The following is an 18,474-nucleotide window of genomic DNA, read 5'->3' on the forward strand; positions in this document are numbered from 1 at the left end:
TCACAACGAGGGGAAGCGACGTGCCCGAACACGGGCCCAAACAGGGAGTAGTCATCGTCGGCGGCGGCCTCGCGGCGGTGCGGACCGCCGAGGAACTGCGCCGCGAGGAGTACGCCGGGCCGATCACCATCGTCTCCGACGAGACCCGCCTGCCCTATGACCGGCCGCCGCTGACCAAGGACGTGTTGCGCGGCGAACGCGACGACACCACCTTGGAGCCGCCGGAGTTCTACGCCTCGCGCGACATCGACCTGCGGCTGGGCTGCGGCGCCCGCGGCGTCGACACCGCAGCGCAGACGGTGGCCCTCGCCGACGGCACCGTGCTGCCCTACGACCAGCTCGTCATCGCCACCGGGCTGGTGCCGCGGCGCATCCCCAGCCTCGGCGAGCTCAACGGCATCCGGGTGGTCCGATCGTTCGACGACAGTCTGGTGCTGCGCGGCGACGCCGCGGCCGCCCGCCGTGCGGTGGTGATCGGTGCCGGCTTCATCGGCTGCGAAGCGGCGGCCAGCCTGCGCAAGCTGGGCGTGGACGTGGTCCTGGTCGAGCCGCAACCGGCCCCGCTGGCTGCGGTGCTCGGTGAGCAGATCGGCGAACTGGTGGCCCGGTTGCACCGGGCCAACGGTGTCGACGTGCGTAGCGGCGTGGGGGTGGCCGAGGTCCGCGGCGACGGCCGTGTGGAGACCGTCGTGCTCGCCGACGGTGCCGAGCTGCCCGCTGACCTGGTGGTGCTCGGCGTCGGTTCGCGGCCGGCCACCGAGTGGCTGGGCGGCTCTGGCATCGATGTCGACAACGGCGTGCTGTGCGATCTGACCGGGCGCACCAGCGCGCCCAACGTGTGGGCCGTCGGCGACGTGGCGTTCTGGCGCGGCCGGGGCGGGCACGAGACGCGGGTGGAGCACTGGAGCAACGTGGTCACCCAGGTCCGAGTCATGGTGCCGACCATGCTGGGCCGCGAGTCCCTGCACGACGTGGCGGTGCCGCCGTACTTCTGGAGCGACCAGTACGACGTCAAGATCCAGTGCCTGGGCGAGCCGCAGGCTACCGACACCGTGCACCTGGTCGAAGACGATGGTCACAAGTTCCTGGCCTACTACGAGCGCGACGGCGTGCTGGTCGGTGTCGTCGGCGCCGGCCGGCCCGGCAAGGTGATGGGCGCGCGGGCCAAGATCGCCACCGGCGCTCCGATCTCCGAGGTGCTCATTCCTTAGCGCGAGTCCGCGCGTCCCCGGCCGATACTCCGTGGCGTCGGCCGAGAAGGCGCACGCCCGAGCGGCAGATCTCCCGGATCGGCCCCGCCGGACCCTTCCCTTTCCCGCGGAGAACGGTATTCTCCGTAGGGAGATTGAAAGGTGCAGGCGATGGGTGGTGTGCAGGATCCTCGGCTCGACGCGGCGGCATTGGGACGCTGGCTCGACGCCAACGGTGCCCCCGGCAACGGTGAAGAGCCGTTATTGGAAGCACTGACCGGCGGCTCCCAGAACACCCTCTACCGGCTGCGCCGCGGCGAGGCCACCATGGTGCTGCGGATGCCGGGCACGCGGGCCGATGCCGCCCGGATCGACGGCCTGCGCCGCGAGATCCGCCTGGTGCGGGCGCTGTCGGGAACCGATGTCCCGCACGCGGAGCTGATCGCCGCCGACGACACCGGCGATCTGCTCGGCATGCCGTGCTACGTGATGGCCGAGGTGGACGGCTGGAACTCCACCGGCAACGCCTGGCCGGCCCCGTTCGACACCGACCTGACCGCCCGCCGCGGCCTGGCCTTCGAGTTGGTCGAGGGCGCCGCCAAGCTGGGCCGGGTGGACTGGCGCGCCCGCGGCCTACAGGGCTTCGGCCGCCCGGACGGCTTCCATGAGCGCCAGGTCGACCGCTGGCTGGCGTTCCTGGACCGCTACCGGGTGCGCGAGTTGCCCGGCCTGGACGAGGCGTCGGACTGGCTGCGGCGCAACCGTCCTGAGCGCTACACCCCGGGGATCATGCACGGCGACTACCAGTTCGCCAACGTGATGTACGGCCACGGTGCCCCGGCGAAGCTGGTCGCGATCATCGACTGGGAGATGACCACCATCGGCGATCCGCTGCTGGACCTGGCCTGGGCGCTGCTGGGCTACGACGGCGAAAACCCGCGCACCCAGGGTTATTACGCCGACCTGGCCGGCATGCCGACCCGCACCGAGCTGCTGGAACGCTACGAGCAGGTGAGCGGGTTGTCGACAGACAACATCGACTACTACCTGGTGCTGGCCAACTGGAAGCTCGGAATCGTGCTGGAAAAGACTTACGCTGCTTCGGTGACCAGCTCTCAGGTCGATCCGGAGATCGCGGCGGCGATGGGCCCGATGATCCCGAAGCTGATCGCCACCGCGGCCGAGTTGGCCCGTTCGTCGACGGGCTGCTGACATGGGTTACGCCGACGGGCTGTTCGACTTGACCGACCGGGTGGTGCTGGTCACCGGCGGCAGCCGCGGCCTGGGCCACCAGATGGCGCTGGCGGCCGCGCGCTGCGGCGCCGACGTGGTGATCGCCAGCCGCAAACTCGACGCCTGCCGGGCCGCCGCCGCGCAGATCGAGGCCGAGACCGGCCGCAGCGCACTGCCTTACGCCGTGCACGTCGGGCGCTGGGATCAGCTCGACGGCCTGGTCGACGCGGCCTATCAACGGTTCGGCCGGGTCGACGTGCTGGTGAACAACGCCGGCATGTCGCCGGTGTACGACAAGCAGACCGACGTCACCGAGAAGATGTTCGACGCGGTGGTCAACCTCAACCTCAAGGGACCGTTTCGGCTCTCGGCGCTGATCGGCGAACGGATGGTGGCCGACGGCCGCGGCTCGATCATCAACGTCAGCACGCACGGCTCACTGCGCCCACACCCGTCCTTCGTCCCCTATGCCGCGGCCAAGGCCGGGCTCAACGCCATGACCGAGGCACTCGCGCACGCGTTCGGCCCGACGGTGCGGGTCAATACGCTGATGCCCGGGCCGTTTCTCACCGACATCGCCGCGGCGTGGAGCTTCGAGGGCGGCAAGAACCCGTTCGGGCACTTCGCCTTGCAGCGGGCCGGAGAGCCGCGTGAAATCGTCGGCGCGGCACTGTTTTTGATGTCGGATGCATCCAGCTACACCACCGGCTCGATCGTGCGCGCCGACGGTGGCATTCCCTAACAGGAGGACGTGGACATGGCATGGGATTTCTCCACCGAACCGGAGTTTCAGGCGAAGCTGGACTGGATCCGGCAGTTTGTCCGCGACGAGGTGGAACCGCTCGAGGTGCTGTTCCCCGGCTGCGAATACCTGCCGCTCGACGACGAGCGCCGCCGGATCGTCGATCCGCTCAAAGACCGGGTGCGCGAGCAGGGCCTGTGGGCTCCGCATCTGGGTCCCGAACTCGGCGGTCAGGGCTTCGGGGCGGTCAAGCTGGCCCTGATCAACGAGATCCTGGGCCGGACCAGCTGGGCACCGATCGTCTTCGGCACCCAGGCTCCCGACACGGGCAACGCCGAGATCCTGGCCCGCTTCGGCACCGCCGATCAGAAGGACAAGTATCTGGCCGGGCTGCTGTCCGGAGAGATCTTCTCGTGCTTCTCGATGACCGAACCGCAGGGCGGTGCCGATCCGCGGGTATTCACCACCCGGGCCGTCAAGGACGGCGAGGAGTGGGTGATCACCGGGCGAAAGTACTTCTCCTCCAACGCTTCGGTCGCGTCGTTCTTCATCGTGGTGGCTATCACCGATCCCGACGTACCGGTGCACCGCGGCGCGTCAACGTTCCTGATCCCGGCCGGCACACCGGGTCTGGTCATCGAAGCCACCCACCACCTGGTGGGTTCGCATCCGCATGAGGCAGGGCACTCGCTGGTGCGTTACGACGATGTGCGGGTGCCGGCTGACGCGATCCTCGGGGAACCGGGGCAAGGCTTCCTGATCCTGCAGAATCGGCTGGCCGGGGGGCGGCTGCACCACGCCATGCGCTCGATCGGGGTGGCTCAGCGCGCCATCGACATGATGGCCCGGCGCGCGAAAAGCCGATTCACGCAAGGAAGTTCACTGGCCGACAAGCAGCTGGTGCAGCAGTTCATCGCCGACTCGTATGCCGAGCTGATCCCGTTCCGGTTGACGGTGTTGCACGCCGCCTGGCTGATCGACACCGCCGGCGAGCACGCGGCCCGCGCCGAGATCGCGGTGTGCAAGATCCTGGCGTCGCAGGTACTCAAGTCAATCGGGCTGCGCGCCATCCAGGTTCACGGCGCGATGGGCCTGACCGAACAGCTGCCGCTGGCCGGGGTGTTGCTGGGTGGGGTGGCGCTCGGGTTGGCCGACGGGCCCACCGAGGCGCACAAGGTGAACCTGGCCCGGCTGCTGCTCAAAGGCTACGAGGCCGAGGACCCGGAATGGCCCAGCGAATTCCTGGACAACCGCATCGAGGCCGCCCGCGCCAAGTACGGCGATCTGGTCGAGCACATTCCCGCGGTGCCCCGGACGTGAGCACCCGGGTCGATGCCGCCGTACACCGGGCACTCGACCTGCGCCAGCAGCAGGCCACCGCCGAGGTGGAACGCATCCTGGCGGCCGCCGTGACGGTGCTGGAGCGGGTCGCCCCCGACGAGCCGCGGGTATCCGACATCGTCGCCGAGGCCGGATCGTCGAACAAGGCGTTCTACCGGTACTTCACCGGCAAAGACGAACTCTTCCAGGCGGTGATGGAGCGCGGTGTCGCGATCGTCGTGTCCTATCTGCAGCACCAGTTGGCCAAGGAGACCACCCCGGCCGGTCAGGTGGAGCGGTGGATACGCGGTACGGTGGCGCAGGTGTCCGACCCCCACCTGTTGAGCATGAGCCGCGCGGCCAGCACCCAGCTGACGGCCGCCGGGGTCTCCGACGACGAAATCCTGCGCCCGCTGCGCGATCTGCTCACCGAACCGGTGGCGGCGCTGGGCGGTTCCGACCCGGGGCGGGACGCGGACACCGTCTTCACCTGCACGCTGGCCACCATGCGCCGCTACCTGGGCGGCAGCGCCCAGCCCAAGCGCGCCGACGTCGATCATCTGGTGGCGTTCTGCCTACGAGGACTGGGAGTCTGATGCGCGCGATCGTCTGCCAACGGTACGGACCGCCGGAAGACCTGGTGCTTCAAGAACTTCCCGACCCCACGCCCGGCCCCGGCACGATGGTGGTGCGGGTGCGGGCCGCGGCGGTCAACTTCCCCGACGTGCTGCTGATCGACGGCAAATACCAGCTGAAGATCCCGACCCCTTTCACGCCCGGCAGCGAACTGGCCGGTGATGTGATCGCCGCCGGTGACGGGGTGCCCTTCGTCCCCGGCGACCGGGTGGTGGGCACCTCGTTCGTGGGTGGCTTCGCCGAGCAGGCGCTGTTGCCCGCCGCGGCGGTCAGCGCGATACCCGACGGCGTCGACTATGCCGCGGCGGCCGGGTTCGGCGTCACCTACCGCACCGCCTATCACGCGCTGCGCTCGGTCGCCCAAGTGGACGAAGGCGATTGGGTGGTGGTACTCGGGGCGGCCGGCGGGGTCGGGCTGGCCGCGGTCGATCTGGGGGTGGCGCTGGGGGCGCGGGTACTGGCCGCCGCGTCCAGCCCGGAGAAGCTCACGGTGTGCACCCAACGCGGCGCCGAAGCCGTGGTCGACTACGACCGCGAGGACCTCAAGGAGCGGATCCGCGCGATCACCGGCGACGGCGCCCGCGCGGTGCTCGACCCGGTCGGGGGACCCTACGCCGAACCGGCGCTGCGCAGCCTGGGCCGCGGCGGGCGCTTCGTCACCCTCGGCTACGCCGCCGGGGCGATCCCGGCGATCCCGCTGAACCTGGTGATGCTCAAGGGCATCACGGTGCAGGGCATGGAGATCCGGACCTTCGCCACCGACTACCCCGAGCAGAACGAGCGCGATCTCGCCGAGCTCGCGCAGCTGTTCGCCGACGGCCGGGTCAGCCCCTACATCGGTGCCCGCTTCCCGCTCGCCGACACCGCCGCGGCGCTGCGCTATGTGGCCGACCGCAAGGCCATCGGCAAGGTCATCATCGACGTCTGACCCAGACCAGCGTGCTGTGGCTGGTCACACCTGAATTGGTGGTCGTCGCCGACAAGGTCAGCCGATCACCGTCCACGGTGGCGCGGCGTAGCTGCGGGGAGGCCAGTAGCTCCGGCAGCATCGACACGCTCACCTCGTGAAGCACCGTCGCGGTGTCCTCGTCGACGCGAAACCTCCCGCCGTAGGCGATGTAGCTCCCGGAGCCGTCGGTCAGTTGCGCCGACATGTAGCCGTCGGCGGTGTAGAGGATCAAACCGCGTGGGGCCGCACCGAACGGATGGGTGACCACGCCGCTGGCCGTGTCAACGGAACTGAACGACGACAGCTCCCAGCCGCCCAGGAGCGCTTCGCGCAGAGTGCTCATCAGGGCATGATGACGGTTCGGGTCACCGGCTCGGCGACCGCCTGCCGGCTACGCAGACCACGCCGCAGGGCGGAAAGCAGCGCATCGCGGGTCTCGCGCGGGTCGATGAGCTCATCGAAGCCGAGCTGTTTGGCGGAGTGATAGGACGCCTGCAACTCGGTGTCGCGCAGCTTGGCCGCCAGGTCCTCCCCGGCGTGCGAGGCGGCGCTGAGCGCGGCCGCACTCATCGCCCCCATCGTCGCCCCCGGATAGGCGAACGTCGCGACCTGGGCGTCGAACCCGAGCAACGACATCACCATGGAACCGAAGCCGTAGGCCTTGCGCAGGGTCAGATGCAGTTTCAGGGTGCTGGCCGCGGTCTGGGCGGCGAACATCCGGGCGCCGGCCCGCAGCACACCGCTGCGCTCCGAACGGCTGCCCGGCAGCATGCCGGGATTGTCGGCCAGGAACACGATCGGCAAATGGAATGAATCGGCCACCATGATGAAGTGGGCGGCCTTGTCCGCGGCGTCGGCGTCGATCGAGCCGGCCAGCACCTGCGGCTGATTGGCCACCACCGCCACCGGATGGCCGCCCAGATGAGCCAGCGCGCAGATGATCGCGGGCCCGAACCGCGGCTGCACCTCGAACCAGTCGGGCGCATCGAAGATGACGTCGAGCACCGCGCGCATGTCATAGACGCGACGGTTGTCGCGCGAGACGATGTCGAGCAGCTCCGGGGTCGGCCGCGACGCGGCGGCCGGGCCGGCCGGTGACGCCGGCGGATACGACCAGGCGCTCGACGGGAAGTAGGACAGGTAGCGGCGGATGTCGTCGAGCACCGCCGCGTCGTCGGCGGCCAAGTTGTGGATCACGCCGCTGTGCAGGGCGACCTCGGGACCGCCCAGGTCCTCCTTCGAGATGTCTTCGCCCGTCGACTCTTTGACCACCGGAGGCCCGGCGGTGAAGATCGCACCCTGCGGGCTCATGATCCGGAAGTCGCAGACCGGCCCCACCAGGGCCCCGTGGCCGGCCGACGGGCCCAGTACCGCGGCGACGGTCGGCACCTTCCCCGAGCACTGCGCCTGCGCGAGCAGGTCGGTGGGGGTACGCCCGTAATGCTCACCGGTGGGCCGGAAGCCGGCGCCTTCGAGCAGCATCACCAGCGGGATCTTGTCGCGCAGCGCCAGTTCGGCGATCCGGTAGCGCTTGGCGTTGCCGCCGGGGCCGATGCTGCCCGCCAGTGTGGTGAAATCCTCGGCGCCCACCATCACCGGGGAGCCGTTGATCTCACCGGAGCCGACCACGATGCCGTCGGCGGCGATCTCCCCGCCGACCATGGTGCCCAACTCACGGAACGTTCCCCGGTCGAGCAGGTGCTCGATGCGGGCCCGCGCGTCGAGCTTGCCCTTGGCGCGGTGCTTGGCCAGCCGCTCGGCGCCGCCCATCGCCTGGGTGTGCCGGCGCCGCCGGTCCAGGTCTTCCAGCGTGTCCTGCCAGCCGTTCGTCATCTACCGGACCTCATTCGTTGACCATACTGAAATTGTTACTGTAGCGTCACGCGGCATGGCCGCCCGGAGCATCGCAGCGATGAGTTCCGTTGCGCCGGAGCGTCCTCGATGAACCGCCGCATCCCGCGGCATCCGCAGGATGTCACCAGCGCGTGGCTCTCGGCTGCCGTCGGCGTCGAGGTGACCGCGGTCGACGTCGTGCCGGTCGGCACCGGACAGACCGGCGCCACCTACCGGGTGTCGGCCACCTACGCCGGCACTCCCGACGGCCTGCCCGGCACCTTCGTGATCAAGCTGCCGGCCGGCGACGACGCGGTCCGTGACCGCGTCGTCCTGGGCTATCGCAGTGAGTGTGCCTTCTACGCTGACGTCGCCGATCGCGTCCGGATACCGGTACCGCAGTGCTTCCACTGCGAAATCAATGCTGACGCAACCGAGTACGCCCTGCTGCTCGCCGACCGGGCGCCTGCAGCCCAAGGCGACCAGATCGCCGGCTGCGATGAGCGGCAGGCGCGGCTGGCGGTGACCGCGCTGGCCGGGCTGCACGCCCCCACCTGGTGCGACGAGCAGTGGCTGACGTTCCCCGGCCTGGCGATGACCCAGCTGGACGAGGCGGGCGCCAAGGGCATGGGCGACATCGCCCGGATGTGCGCCGAGGCCACCGTCGAGCGGCTCGGCGCGCGACTCGGGCCTGCCGACTGTGCGACGTTGACGGATGCACTGGGCCTGATCACGCCCTGGGTGTCCGCGCCGCTGGGCCGGTTCGCGCTGATCCACGGCGACTACCGGCTGGACAACATGCTGTTCAGCCCCGACGGTGAGCAGATCTGGGTGGTCGACTGGCAGACCTTGGGCGTGGGCCTGCCGGCCCGGGATCTGGCGTTCTTCACCGCCACCAGCCTGGCGCCCGAGCTGCGCTCGGCGATCGAGGCCGACCTGGTCGCCGCGTATCACGCCGCGTTGCTGGGCTACGGTGTGACCGCTTATGACTGGGAAACCTGTTGGCAGGACTACCGGTTCGGGATGCTGCAGGCTCCGCTGATCTGTGCGCTCGGGCTGGTCTTCGCGACCGGCACCGACCGCGGCGACGACATGTTCGTCACCATGTTGCGGCGTGCCTGTCAGGCGATCCGGGACCTGGGCACGCTGGAGCTGGTGGGAGAGGTCTGTGCACATGAATGCTGAGTCACCGCGACCGCCCGAAGGCGACTGGCTCGGAACCCCGTTCCTGAAGTTCCGGCGGGAGGGGCCGATCGCGGTGTGCACCCTGGACCGCCCCGAGGCCCGTAACGCGATGACCCCGGCGATGTACTTCGGTATTCGCTACGCGGTGGGCCGGGTCAACGCCGACCCGGACCTGGCCGGGCTGTTGATCACCGGCACCGGTGACGTGTTCGCCCCGGGCGGGGACATGGGCGGCGGCGGTGCGGATGACTGGATCACGTTCGGCTCCGCGCTGGGCATGGACGTCACCCCCTTCGACGCCCTGCGCAGCTCGGTCAAACCGATCGTCTCGGCGGTCAACGGACTGTGCCAGGGCGGCGGCCTGCAGATCGCCCTGTGCAGCGACGTCGCCGTGGTCAGCGACCGGGCGACCTTTCGGGTTCCCGAGCTGTTCCGGGGCATCGCCGACACCTACTACAGCCAGATGCTGGCCCGGGTGGTCGGGCCGGTGCGAACCCGTGACCTGATGTTCACCGGCCGCACCTTCGCCGCGCAGGAAGCGCTCGCGTGGGGCATGGTGGCACGTGTGGTCCCGCATGACGACCTGCCCGACGCCGCCCGCGAGGTGCTGGCGCAGTGCTGCCGGACCGCGCCGGCCGCGCGGGCGGTGGTCAAGTCGAGCCTGGACGCGTATCTGGGTCTGTTCGACCGGATCGGGATGAGCACCAGCCTGGGCGCGCCGGAGGCCGTCGAAGGCTTCCGGGCGTTCAAGGAGCGCAGGTCGCCGGAGTGGGTGCACCCGGCGTTACGGCTCGACGGACGGCTGTAGCTGCGTCGTTTGCTTCAAATGAGAATGCGTGTGCACGAAAATCAGAAGCTGCTATCGCACAAACCAGGAATCGGATAGGATCCACTCGCGTCGTGTCGCCAGTGTGCTGAAGGAGCCTGCCGCTATGGGGATGAAGGAGCTGATTCCGCGGTCCCCGCAGCTGGCGGTCGGGCGCTTGGCCGAGCCGATGCAGGCGATCGGCGGGCTTTTCAGCATGACCGTCGACGCGGTGAAGTTCATGTTCCGGCGCCCGTTTCAGGCCCGCGAATTCCTTGAGCAGTCCTGGTTCGTCGCCCGGGTCTCGCTGGCGCCCACGTTGCTGGTGGCCATCCCGTTCACCGTCCTGGTCAGCTTCATCCTGAACATCCTGCTGCGTGAGCTCGGTGCTGCGGACCTGTCCGGGGCCGGCGCGGCGTTTGGCGCGGTCACCCAGGTCGGGCCGATGGTGACGGTGTTGATCGTCGCCGGCGCCGGTGCCACCGCGATGTGCGCCGACCTGGGCTCCCGCACGATCCGCGAAGAGATCGACGCCATGGAGGTGCTGGGCATCAACCCGGTGCAGCGGCTGGTGACCCCGCGCATGTTGGCGGCCGGGCTGGTGGCGTTGCTGCTCAACAGTCTGGTCGTGATCATCGGCATCCTCGGCGGCTACGTCTTCTCGGTGTTCGTGCAAGACGTCAACCCCGGTGCATTCGCGGCGGGCATCACGCTGCTGACCGGTGTGCCCGAGCTGATCATCTCCTGCGTCAAAGCGGCGCTGTTCGGCCTGATCGCCGGCATTGTCGCCTGCTACCGCGGCCTGACCATCTCCGGCGGCGGCGCCAAGGCCGTCGGCAACGCGGTGAACGAAACCGTGGTGTACGCGTTCATGTCGTTGTTCGTGGTCAACGTGGTCGTCACGGCGATCGGCATCAAGATGACGGCGCGCTGAGCCGTGGCGCTGCGGGCCCTGCAGGCGGTCTATCCGGGCGTGACCCGGCAGGTTCGGCGACCCATCGCCGCGCTGGGCCGGCTCGGTGACCACACCCTGTTCTACGGCCGGGCGATCGCCACCGCGCCGTTCGCATTCACCCATTACCGCCGTGAGGTCGTCCGGCTGATCGCCGAGATCAGCATGGGCACCGGGACCCTGGCGATGATCGGCGGCACCGTGGTGATCGTCGGGTTCTTGACCCTGGCGGCCGGCGGCACCCTGGCGGTGCAGGGCTACAGCTCGCTGGGCAACATCGGCATCGAGGCGCTGACCGGCTTCCTGGCGGCGTTCATCAACGTCCGCATCTCGGCCCCGGTGGTCGCCGGGATCGGGTTGGCGGCCACCTTCGGTGCCGGGGTGACCGCGCAGCTGGGCGCGATGCGGATCAACGAGGAGATCGACGCGCTGGAGTCGATGGCGATTCGCCCGATCGCCTATCTGGTCAGCACCCGCATCGTCGCCGGACTGGTGGCCATCACCCCGCTGTACTCCATCGCGGTGATCCTGTCGTTCCTCGCCAGCCGATTCACCACGGTGTTTCTCTTCGGGCAGTCGGCCGGCTTGTACGACCACTATTTCCGCACGTTCCTCAACCCCATCGACCTGCTGTGGTCCTTCCTGCAGGCCTTCCTGATGGCGGTCACCATCTTGCTGATCCACACCTATTTCGGCTATTTCGCCGCCGGCGGCCCCGCCGGGGTGGGGGTCGCGGTCGGGAACGCGGTGCGCACGTCGCTGGTCGTCGTCGTGTCGGTGACGCTGCTGGTCTCGCTGTCGGTCTACGGCGCCAGCGGCAACTTCAACCTGGCCGGATAGCCGCTGCGACCCGGCCATGTGACATAAGTGGTATTGGCATTCTCATTTTTTGCAAGTACCGTATCCATCGATGAGCGACCCAGTGCAGACCTCCTCGGGAATCCCCCTGAAACCGGTGTACGGGCCGGACGACCGGCGCGAAGAGCCGCCGGCGCCCGGGACGTATCCGTTCACCCGGGGCAACTTCGCGTCCGGCTACCGCGGCCGGCTGTGGACCTTCCGGCAGTACTCCGGGTTCGGCACCGCCGAGGAGTCCAACCGGCGCTACCGCTACCTGCTGGACCAGGGCGGCACCGGCCTGTCGGTCGCGCTGGACCTGCCCACCCAGTGCGGGTACGACTCCGACGATCCCGAGGTCGGTGAGGAGGTCGGCCGGGTCGGGGTGGCGGTGGACACGCTGGCCGACGCCGAGATCCTGTTCGACTCGATCCCGCTGGAGGCGATCAGCACCAGCTTCACCATCAACGGGACGGCGGCGATCCTGCTCGCGTTCTACGTCGCCGCCGCCGAGCGCAAGGGCGTGCCCCGGGCCAAGCTCACCGGCACGATCCAGAACGACATCCTCAAGGAGTACGCGTCGCGTGGCACCTGGATCTGGCCGCCGGAGCCGTCACTGCGGCTGATCGCCGACACCATCGAGTTCTGCGCCGCCGAAGTGCCGCGCTTCAACGCGATCTCGGTGGCCGGTGCGCACTTTCGCGACGCGGGCGCCAACGCCGTGCAGGAGATGGCGTTCACCCTCGCCGACGGTGTCACCTACTGCGACACCGTGGTGGAACGCGGGCGGATGACCATCGACCAGTTCGCCCCGCAGGTCTCGTTCTTCTTCTACACCCACGGCGACTTCTTCGAGGAGGTCGCCAAGTACCGCGCCGGACGGCGCCGCTGGGCCACCATCGTGCGGGAGCGCTACGGCGCCGACTCCGACAAGGCGTCGATGTTCCGGTTCGGTTGCGTGGCCGGTGGGGCGTCGCTGTTCGCGCCCCAGGCGCAGAACAACCTGGTGCGGGTGGCCTACGAGTCACTGGCCGCGGTATTGGGCGGGGTGCAGTCGATGTTCACCGCGGCCTGGGACGAGCCGTTCGCGCTGCCCAGCGAGGAGTCCGCGACGCTGGCCCTGCGCACCCAGCAGATCCTGGCCTACGAAACCGGGGTGACCCGGGTAGCCGATCCGCTCGGCGGCTCCTACTTCGTCGAGGCGCTCACCGACGCCACCGAGGAACGCATCATCGAGATCATGGACGACCTGGAGCGCCACGGCGGCATGGTGCGCGCCATCGAGGACGGCTACCTGCAGGGCCTGATCGCCGACGAGGCGTTCAAGATCCACCACGAGATCGAATCGGGCGAGCGGCCGGTCGTCGGCGTCAACAAGTTCACCAGTGACGAGCCGCCGCCGGAGATCGCCACCTATGAGCTCGACGCCGAGGGCCGCGACACCCAGCTCAAGCGGCTGGCCCGGGTCAAGGCCGAGCGCAACGCCGGCGACGTCGCCGCCACGCTGTCCGCGCTGGCACGCGCCGCCGAAGGCGACGACAACCTCATGCATCCCCTGATCGACTGCGCCAACGCCTACTGCACAGTGGGCGAGATGGTCTCGGCGCTCAAGTCGGTCTGGGGCGAGTTCCAGCAACCGGTGGTGTATTAGATGACTTCTCCGCTCGCTTCTTCTGTGCCGGTCCCGGCCCGGGTCCTGGTCGCCAAGCCCGGCCTGGACGGCCACGACCGTGGCGCCAAGATCGTCGCGCGGACCCTGCGTGACGCCGGCTTCGAGGTCATCTACACCGGCATCCGGCAGCGCGTCGAGGACATCGTCGCCACCGCCCTGCAGGAGGACGTGGCGGTGGTCGGGCTGAGCATTCTCTCCGGCGCCCACGTCGCACTGACCGCCCGCATCGTCGAGGCGCTGCGCGCCGCGGACGGCGGTGACATCGCGGTGGTGGTCGGGGGCACCATCCCGCAGTCCGACGTGCCCAAGCTGCTGTCGCTGGGCGCCGCGGCGGTCTTTCCCACCGGAACCTCGCTGGACGACCTGGTGACCGGGGTCCGGGAGGTCATCGGGCAAGCGGAGGCGAACTGATATGCGACTGGGCGTGATGATCGGGGCCGAGCGCGGCGACATGGCGCGCAAGGTCAAAAAGCTGATCGCCGACATCGAGTGGGCTGACGGCGCCGGGCTGGACACCGCCTGGATGCCACAGGTGCCCGACGATTTCGATCTGATGACCATGGTGGCGCTGATGGCCTGCCACAGCACCCGGATCGAGCTGGGCACCGCCGTGGTGCCGCTGCAGGCTCAGCACCCGATTGCGCTTGCCCGCCAAGCCCTTTCGGTGAACGCCATCTCCGGCGGCCGGCTGGCGCTGGGCGTGGGGCCGTCGCACCACTGGATCATCCGGGACATGCTGGGCCTGCCCTATGACAAGCCGGCCGCCTACACCCGCGACTACCTGCAGGTGCTGGGCGCCGCCCTCGCCGGCCCGGGGCCGGTGGACGTCGAGAACGACACCTTCACCGTGCACAACCCGACCGCGCTCGGGGCCGAGCCCAAGATGCCGGTGCTGGTGGCCGCACTCGGCCCGGTGATGCTGCAGATCGCCGGCGAGCACGCCGACGGCACCTCGCTGTGGATGGCCGATGAGAAGGCGATCGCCGAGCACATCGCGCCGAAGATCAACAAGGCCGCGGCCGAAGCGGGCAAACCCGCGCCGCGCATCGTCGCCGGCATTCCGGTGACCTTGTGTGCCAACGCCGAGATCGAGACCGCCAAACAGCGCGCCAACCGCATCCTGGCCGAGGCCGAGACCTCGCCGAACTATCAGCGGCTGCTCGACCGCGGTTCGGCACGCGATGTCGGCGACCTGTGCGCGGCCGGCGATGAGGAATCAATCCTCAAGCGGTTCAAGCAGTTCGCCGACGCCGGGGTGACCGACCTGTCGGTGCGGTTGTTGCCGATCGGGGAGACTCGCGACGAACTGATCGCCTCCAAGCGCCGCACCCGCGAGGTGATCGCCGAGCTTGCCAAGGAGATTTAAGTGAGCGGACCGCTGTCGGGGATTCGCATCCTCGAAGTGGGAGTGATGCTGGCCGGCCCGTACGCGACCATGCTGCTGGCCGACCTCGGCGCCGAGGTCATCAAGATCGAACCGCCGGGTGGAGAGATCTCTCGCCAGGTCGGCCCGAGCTACTTCGCCAGCCTCAACCGCAACAAGCGCAGCATCACCTTGGACCTGACGTCCGAGGCCGGGCAGGCGAAGCTGGGGGAGCTGGTCGCGGAATCGCATGCGCTGCTGGTGAATATGAAGCCCTCGGTGATCCGCCGTTTGGGTTTGACCTATGACGCGTTGAAGCGTTTCAATTCGCGGATCGTCTGTGTCGCGCTGACCGGATTCGGGCTGGACGGCGGTGACGAGCCGGCCTTCGACTACGTGATTCAGGCGGCCACCGGGATAGCCGCGATGACCGGCGACCCGGACGGGCCGCCCACGCTGCCGGGCTACTCATCGGCCGACAACTCCACCGGGCTGGCGGCCGCCCTGGGCCTGCTGGCCCAGATCGTCAGCGGCCGCGGCGGCCAGGTCGAGGTCTCGTTGCTCGACGTGATGCTGTCCCAACTGAACTACCGTGCGTCGGCCTACCTCAACGACGGCGTCGAGCCGCAACGTCATCCGCACGGTGCGCACTCCTATTACGTTCCGGCTCAGCTCTTTCCGACGGCCGAGGGTTATCTGGCGCTGTTCGTCACCCATGACGGGTTCTGGAAGGCCTTCGCGGGCGAAGCGGGTATCGACGGCTTCGCGACCATGTCCGAGCGCGTGGCGCGGCGCGACCAAGTGCTCGCCGTGGTCACCGCCGCGCTGGCATGCGACACCGCGGCCGGCTGGGAACGGCGGCTGCGGCCGCTGGGCATCCCGGCGGCCGCCGTGCGCACCCTGCCCGAGGCGCTCAAGGAATACACCCACGCGATCGTGGCGGCCGGCGATTTCCGGCTGGTGGGCAGCCCGATTCGTGTCGCCGGGTACGAGCCGGACTACCGGCCGCCGCCCGGGTTGGGGGAGTGACCGGCGTTCTTTCGTGTCGACCGCTTCGTTATTGGAGCAGGGTGATCGCGACCGGGATACCGAGCTGGTCCGCGGCATCGGCCAAGCGGTGGTCGACGGTGACCACGGCCGCCGAGCGTTCCACGGCAACAGCGACACACCGACCGTCGTAGCTTGCGCAGTACGGCTTTGTGAAGGGTGCGTAGCACCTCGCCCGCCATGTGGGCCGGTGCGAGCAAGCCGTCGTCGCCCTAGCACATGCGCATGGCACTGGCTTAGCCGCGGCGGCTCAGACCGTGACGATCGTCGCCGACGCGGTCCCCGGCGCCCCGTAGACCTGGGCGAAGCCCACCTTGGGTTCGCCCGGCACCTGGCGCTCACCGGCCTGGCCGCGCAGCTGGCGCACCAGCTCGTGCAGCTGGCGCAGCCCGGACGCGCCGATCGGCTCGCCGTTGGCGATCAGCCCGCCATCGGTGTTGACCGGCAGCGAACCGGAGATCTCGGTGGCTCCGTCGGCGAGCAGCTTCTCCTGGTCACCGTCGGCGCAGAAGCCGCATTCGGCCATGTGGATGACCTCGGCGCCGGCATCGGTGTCCTGCAGTTGGACCACGTCGACGTCTTCGGGTGCTACCCCGGCCTTTTCGAACGCGGCGCGGGCCGCATAGACCGTGGGCGCGACGTCTTCCTCGATCGGCGCCGACGTCCCGTGCACCTCGTAGGCGCCGTAGGTGCGGGTGCGGATCTCGGTGGCCTGCAGGTACACCGGCTTGTCGGTGTAGCGGTGGGCGATGTCGCCGCGGCACATGATCACCGCGGCGGCGCCCTCATCGGGAGCGCAGAACATGTACTGCGTCAGCGGGTAGTTCAGCACCGTCGAATTGAGGATGACGTCCTCAGGTATCGGCTTGCGCCGGAAGGCATTCGGGTTCAACGCTCCGTTGCGGAAGTTCTTCGCAGCCACCTTGGCCAGCGTCGCCTGGGAGATGTTGTGCTTGTGCAGGTAGCGGTTGGCCTTCATGCCGAAGAACTTCGTGGTGACGAACTGGCCGTTCTCGGCGTACCAGGCCGGCAGGGCCAGCTTGGCCGGATCATCGGTGAACGCCCCGCGAGGGTGCTTGTCCATGCCGATCGCGATCCCGATGTCGTACTTGCCGGACCGGATGTTGTCGGCACAGACCTGGGTGGCGGTCGCGGCCGTCGCGCAGGCGTTGAACACGTTGGTGAATGGGATCCCGGTGAGCCCGACCAGCCGCGTCACTGCGTCCGGGTTGGAGATCTCGTAGCTGCCGCCGACTCCGAATTGGATGTCGCGCCACTCGATTCCGGCGTCGGCCAGGGCGGTGTGGATCGCCTCGGCGCCCATCTGCATCGCCGACTTGTCGAACCGGCCGAACGGGTGCAGGCCGACGCCGATGATCGCCACGTCGTTGTTCGCTACCGTCATGTTCCAGGTCTCCTTAGACGGGCTGGAAAGCCCAGGTGAGAATCTCGGTTCCGTCGTCGTCGACGTAGAACGGCACCATGGTCAGTTCGACGTCCATCCCGAATTTCAGCTTGGCCGGGTCGGATTCGGTCAGCCGGGCCTCAACCTGGATGACGTCGCCGAGTCGGATCAGCCCCACCCCGAACGGTGCGAAGCTCTCGGCGGTCTCGCCTCCGGCGTAGGGCAGCTTCGGGACGAAACCCTGGGTCGTCCAGGCTTCCAACGTGCCCCGGCGGGGCAGCAGCAGATCCTGCATCTGCGGGCCGCTGCAGCGTGGGCAGTGGTCCTGGCGGGGCCATACCGTCGCCTCGCAGGCGCGGCATTGGCTGCCGATCAGCGCCGGGTTCTCGTCGGGCCAGTTGGTGACATCGGGAGCGAGGACTTTACGCATGGGTGCTACCCGCCTCAGACGAGGTGCCGGTGCGCAGAGATGTGGAAATCACATTCTCAATTAGAGCATATGTGACTACGGAAGCGGAAGCCGGCTTCGTTGTCAGCGGAGTCGGGCCAGTGCGCGCGAGCGTGCACAGCTGCACACTTCCCCCCGGCGTGTCGCGGGCAGGCACGCACAGTCGCGGGGAGGGGGCTGCGTCAGTTGGCCAGGCCGTGGGCGCAGAAGTCCCAGACCTCGTCGGCGGTGATGGGATGGGCGGCCGGATCGTCGGTCTCGGCGCTGGACTGGGCCACGAACATGACGGTCTGCATGGTCATCGCCGCCATGCGCCGGGCGTTGACGCCGGGCCGCAGCTCGCCGGCCTCGGCGGCGGCCTCCATCAGCTCGGTGAGCAGAGCCAGCAACGGGGTGAAGGCCACCCGGACCTCCGTGGGGTGCGACACCAGCAGCCGCGGGGCGAAGTCGGTGAACAACGGGCGCTTGGCGCTCGGGTCCGGCCGGGAGAGCTCAAAAAGCAGCTCCACGGCCACTTTCAGCCGTTCCAGCGGTGTGGCCTTGTCTTCGGTGGCGGCGCGGATCTGGTCGGAAGTGCGCACCAGGGCGTCTTCGAACAGCGCCAGCAGTAGCTCGTGTTTGCCGTTGAACTGCAGGTAGAAGCTACGCAGCGACTGCCGTGAGCGCTCGACGACCTCCTGGACGGTGAAGTCGGTGCTGCCCTTTTCGATGATGATGGCCTGGGCGGCGTCCAGGAATCGCTGAACGCGCTGAGCGGCACGCAGGCGCGCGGTCTTGATCGACCGCTCGACCGCCCGCTGCTTCCAGACCGGCTCCTCTTCGGGGTTGCTCACCAGCGGCTCCGGCAGTTGCCTTTT

The 18,474-nt window shown here is 68.9% G+C and carries 19 protein-coding genes; 14 read left to right on the forward strand and 5 right to left on the reverse strand.

The genetic code is table 11. From position 1 onward, the window contains the following. Nucleotides 1-20: 20 nt before the first annotated feature. From AC5Y4Q_RS10895 to AC5Y4Q_RS10920, 6 genes are all read left to right on the forward strand, one after another. Nucleotides 21-1,211 (forward strand): NAD(P)/FAD-dependent oxidoreductase, encoded by a 1,191-nt coding sequence (locus AC5Y4Q_RS10895; protein ID WP_499958925.1) that lies wholly within the window; start codon nucleotides 21-23, stop codon nucleotides 1,209-1,211. Nucleotides 1,212-1,361: 150 nt separating this feature from the next. Next, nucleotides 1,362-2,402 carry a phosphotransferase family protein gene (locus AC5Y4Q_RS10900; RefSeq protein WP_499958927.1) on the forward strand — a complete coding sequence of 347 codons (1,041 nt, stop codon included), beginning with the start codon at nucleotides 1,362-1,364 and terminating at the stop codon, nucleotides 2,400-2,402. A 1-nt stretch (nucleotide 2,403) separates the two neighbouring features. After that, on the forward strand, nucleotides 2,404-3,165 hold the full coding sequence (locus AC5Y4Q_RS10905; protein ID WP_064924290.1) for an SDR family NAD(P)-dependent oxidoreductase: 762 nt from the start codon (nucleotides 2,404-2,406) through the stop codon (nucleotides 3,163-3,165). Nucleotides 3,166-3,180: 15 nt separating this feature from the next. Beyond that, nucleotides 3,181-4,485: an acyl-CoA dehydrogenase family protein gene (locus AC5Y4Q_RS10910; RefSeq protein ID WP_064924303.1), complete on the forward strand. Its 1,305-nt coding sequence runs from the start codon at nucleotides 3,181-3,183 to the stop codon at nucleotides 4,483-4,485. After that, nucleotides 4,482-5,081, forward strand: coding sequence for a TetR/AcrR family transcriptional regulator (locus AC5Y4Q_RS10915; RefSeq protein WP_064924289.1), 600 nt, complete (start codon nucleotides 4,482-4,484; stop codon nucleotides 5,079-5,081). Before AC5Y4Q_RS10910 ends, AC5Y4Q_RS10915 begins: the two co-directional genes overlap by 4 nt. Further along, the gene (locus AC5Y4Q_RS10920) at nucleotides 5,081-6,049 is read left to right on the forward strand and encodes an NADPH:quinone oxidoreductase family protein (RefSeq protein ID WP_064924288.1); all 969 of its coding nucleotides are present in this window, start codon (nucleotides 5,081-5,083) and stop codon (nucleotides 6,047-6,049) included. Before AC5Y4Q_RS10915 ends, AC5Y4Q_RS10920 begins: the two co-directional genes overlap by 1 nt. Here the strand turns inward: AC5Y4Q_RS10920 and AC5Y4Q_RS10925 are convergent. Continuing rightward, nucleotides 6,036-6,413 (reverse strand): lipocalin-like domain-containing protein, encoded by a 378-nt coding sequence (locus tag AC5Y4Q_RS10925; RefSeq protein WP_064924287.1) that lies wholly within the window; start codon nucleotides 6,411-6,413, stop codon nucleotides 6,036-6,038. The genes AC5Y4Q_RS10920 and AC5Y4Q_RS10925 overlap by 14 nt on opposite strands. After that, the gene (locus AC5Y4Q_RS10930; RefSeq protein ID WP_064924286.1) at nucleotides 6,413-7,903 is read right to left on the reverse strand and encodes an acyl-CoA carboxylase subunit beta; all 1,491 of its coding nucleotides are present in this window, start codon (nucleotides 7,901-7,903) and stop codon (nucleotides 6,413-6,415) included. The genes AC5Y4Q_RS10925 and AC5Y4Q_RS10930 overlap by 1 nt, the downstream gene beginning before the upstream one ends. A gap of 108 nt (nucleotides 7,904-8,011) precedes the next feature. Between AC5Y4Q_RS10930 and AC5Y4Q_RS10935 the strand changes: the two genes are divergently transcribed. The 8 genes from AC5Y4Q_RS10935 to AC5Y4Q_RS10970 all read left to right on the forward strand — a co-directional run bounded on the left by AC5Y4Q_RS10935 (nucleotide 8,012) and on the right by AC5Y4Q_RS10970 (nucleotide 15,746). Continuing rightward, entirely contained in the window at nucleotides 8,012-9,088 is a 1,077-nt protein-coding gene (locus AC5Y4Q_RS10935) for a phosphotransferase family protein (protein WP_064924285.1), read from the forward strand. Continuing rightward, nucleotides 9,078-9,896 carry an enoyl-CoA hydratase/isomerase family protein gene (locus AC5Y4Q_RS10940; protein WP_064924284.1) on the forward strand — a complete coding sequence of 273 codons (819 nt, stop codon included), beginning with the start codon at nucleotides 9,078-9,080 and terminating at the stop codon, nucleotides 9,894-9,896. The genes AC5Y4Q_RS10935 and AC5Y4Q_RS10940 overlap by 11 nt, the downstream gene beginning before the upstream one ends. A 130-nt stretch (nucleotides 9,897-10,026) precedes the next feature. Beyond that, entirely contained in the window at nucleotides 10,027-10,827 is an 801-nt protein-coding gene (locus tag AC5Y4Q_RS10945; protein ID WP_109535785.1) for an MlaE family ABC transporter permease, read from the forward strand. A 3-nt stretch (nucleotides 10,828-10,830) separates the two neighbouring features. Next, nucleotides 10,831-11,685: an MlaE family ABC transporter permease gene (locus AC5Y4Q_RS10950; protein WP_064924282.1), complete on the forward strand. Its 855-nt coding sequence runs from the start codon at nucleotides 10,831-10,833 to the stop codon at nucleotides 11,683-11,685. A gap of 70 nt (nucleotides 11,686-11,755) precedes the next feature. Continuing rightward, entirely contained in the window at nucleotides 11,756-13,333 is a 1,578-nt protein-coding gene (locus AC5Y4Q_RS10955; RefSeq protein ID WP_125225172.1) for a methylmalonyl-CoA mutase family protein, read from the forward strand. After that, nucleotides 13,334-13,765: a cobalamin B12-binding domain-containing protein gene (locus AC5Y4Q_RS10960; RefSeq protein ID WP_065019080.1), complete on the forward strand. Its 432-nt coding sequence runs from the start codon at nucleotides 13,334-13,336 to the stop codon at nucleotides 13,763-13,765. Between the two features lies 1 nt (nucleotide 13,766). Beyond that, complete coding sequence (locus AC5Y4Q_RS10965) at nucleotides 13,767-14,720, forward strand: LLM class F420-dependent oxidoreductase (RefSeq protein ID WP_064924279.1); 954 nt, start codon at nucleotides 13,767-13,769, stop codon at nucleotides 14,718-14,720. Then, complete coding sequence (locus tag AC5Y4Q_RS10970) at nucleotides 14,721-15,746, forward strand: CaiB/BaiF CoA transferase family protein (protein ID WP_499958933.1); 1,026 nt, start codon at nucleotides 14,721-14,723, stop codon at nucleotides 15,744-15,746. A 268-nt stretch (nucleotides 15,747-16,014) separates the two neighbouring features. Here the strand turns inward: AC5Y4Q_RS10970 and AC5Y4Q_RS10975 are convergent, their stop codons facing one another. The 3 genes from AC5Y4Q_RS10975 to AC5Y4Q_RS10985 all read right to left on the reverse strand — a co-directional run bounded on the left by AC5Y4Q_RS10975 (nucleotide 16,015) and on the right by AC5Y4Q_RS10985 (nucleotide 18,450). Beyond that, nucleotides 16,015-17,169 carry a thiolase family protein gene (locus AC5Y4Q_RS10975; protein ID WP_064924278.1) on the reverse strand — a complete coding sequence of 385 codons (1,155 nt, stop codon included), beginning with the start codon at nucleotides 17,167-17,169 and terminating at the stop codon, nucleotides 16,015-16,017. A gap of 13 nt (nucleotides 17,170-17,182) precedes the next feature. Beyond that, complete coding sequence (locus AC5Y4Q_RS10980; RefSeq protein ID WP_064924277.1) at nucleotides 17,183-17,599, reverse strand: Zn-ribbon domain-containing OB-fold protein; 417 nt, start codon at nucleotides 17,597-17,599, stop codon at nucleotides 17,183-17,185. Nucleotides 17,600-17,799: 200 nt separating this feature from the next. Continuing rightward, nucleotides 17,800-18,450 carry a TetR/AcrR family transcriptional regulator gene (locus tag AC5Y4Q_RS10985; protein WP_185746640.1) on the reverse strand — a complete coding sequence of 217 codons (651 nt, stop codon included), beginning with the start codon at nucleotides 18,448-18,450 and terminating at the stop codon, nucleotides 17,800-17,802. Between the last annotated feature and the right edge of the window lie 24 nt (nucleotides 18,451-18,474).

This window comes from Mycobacterium sp. NGS16, from assembly GCF_059813225.1.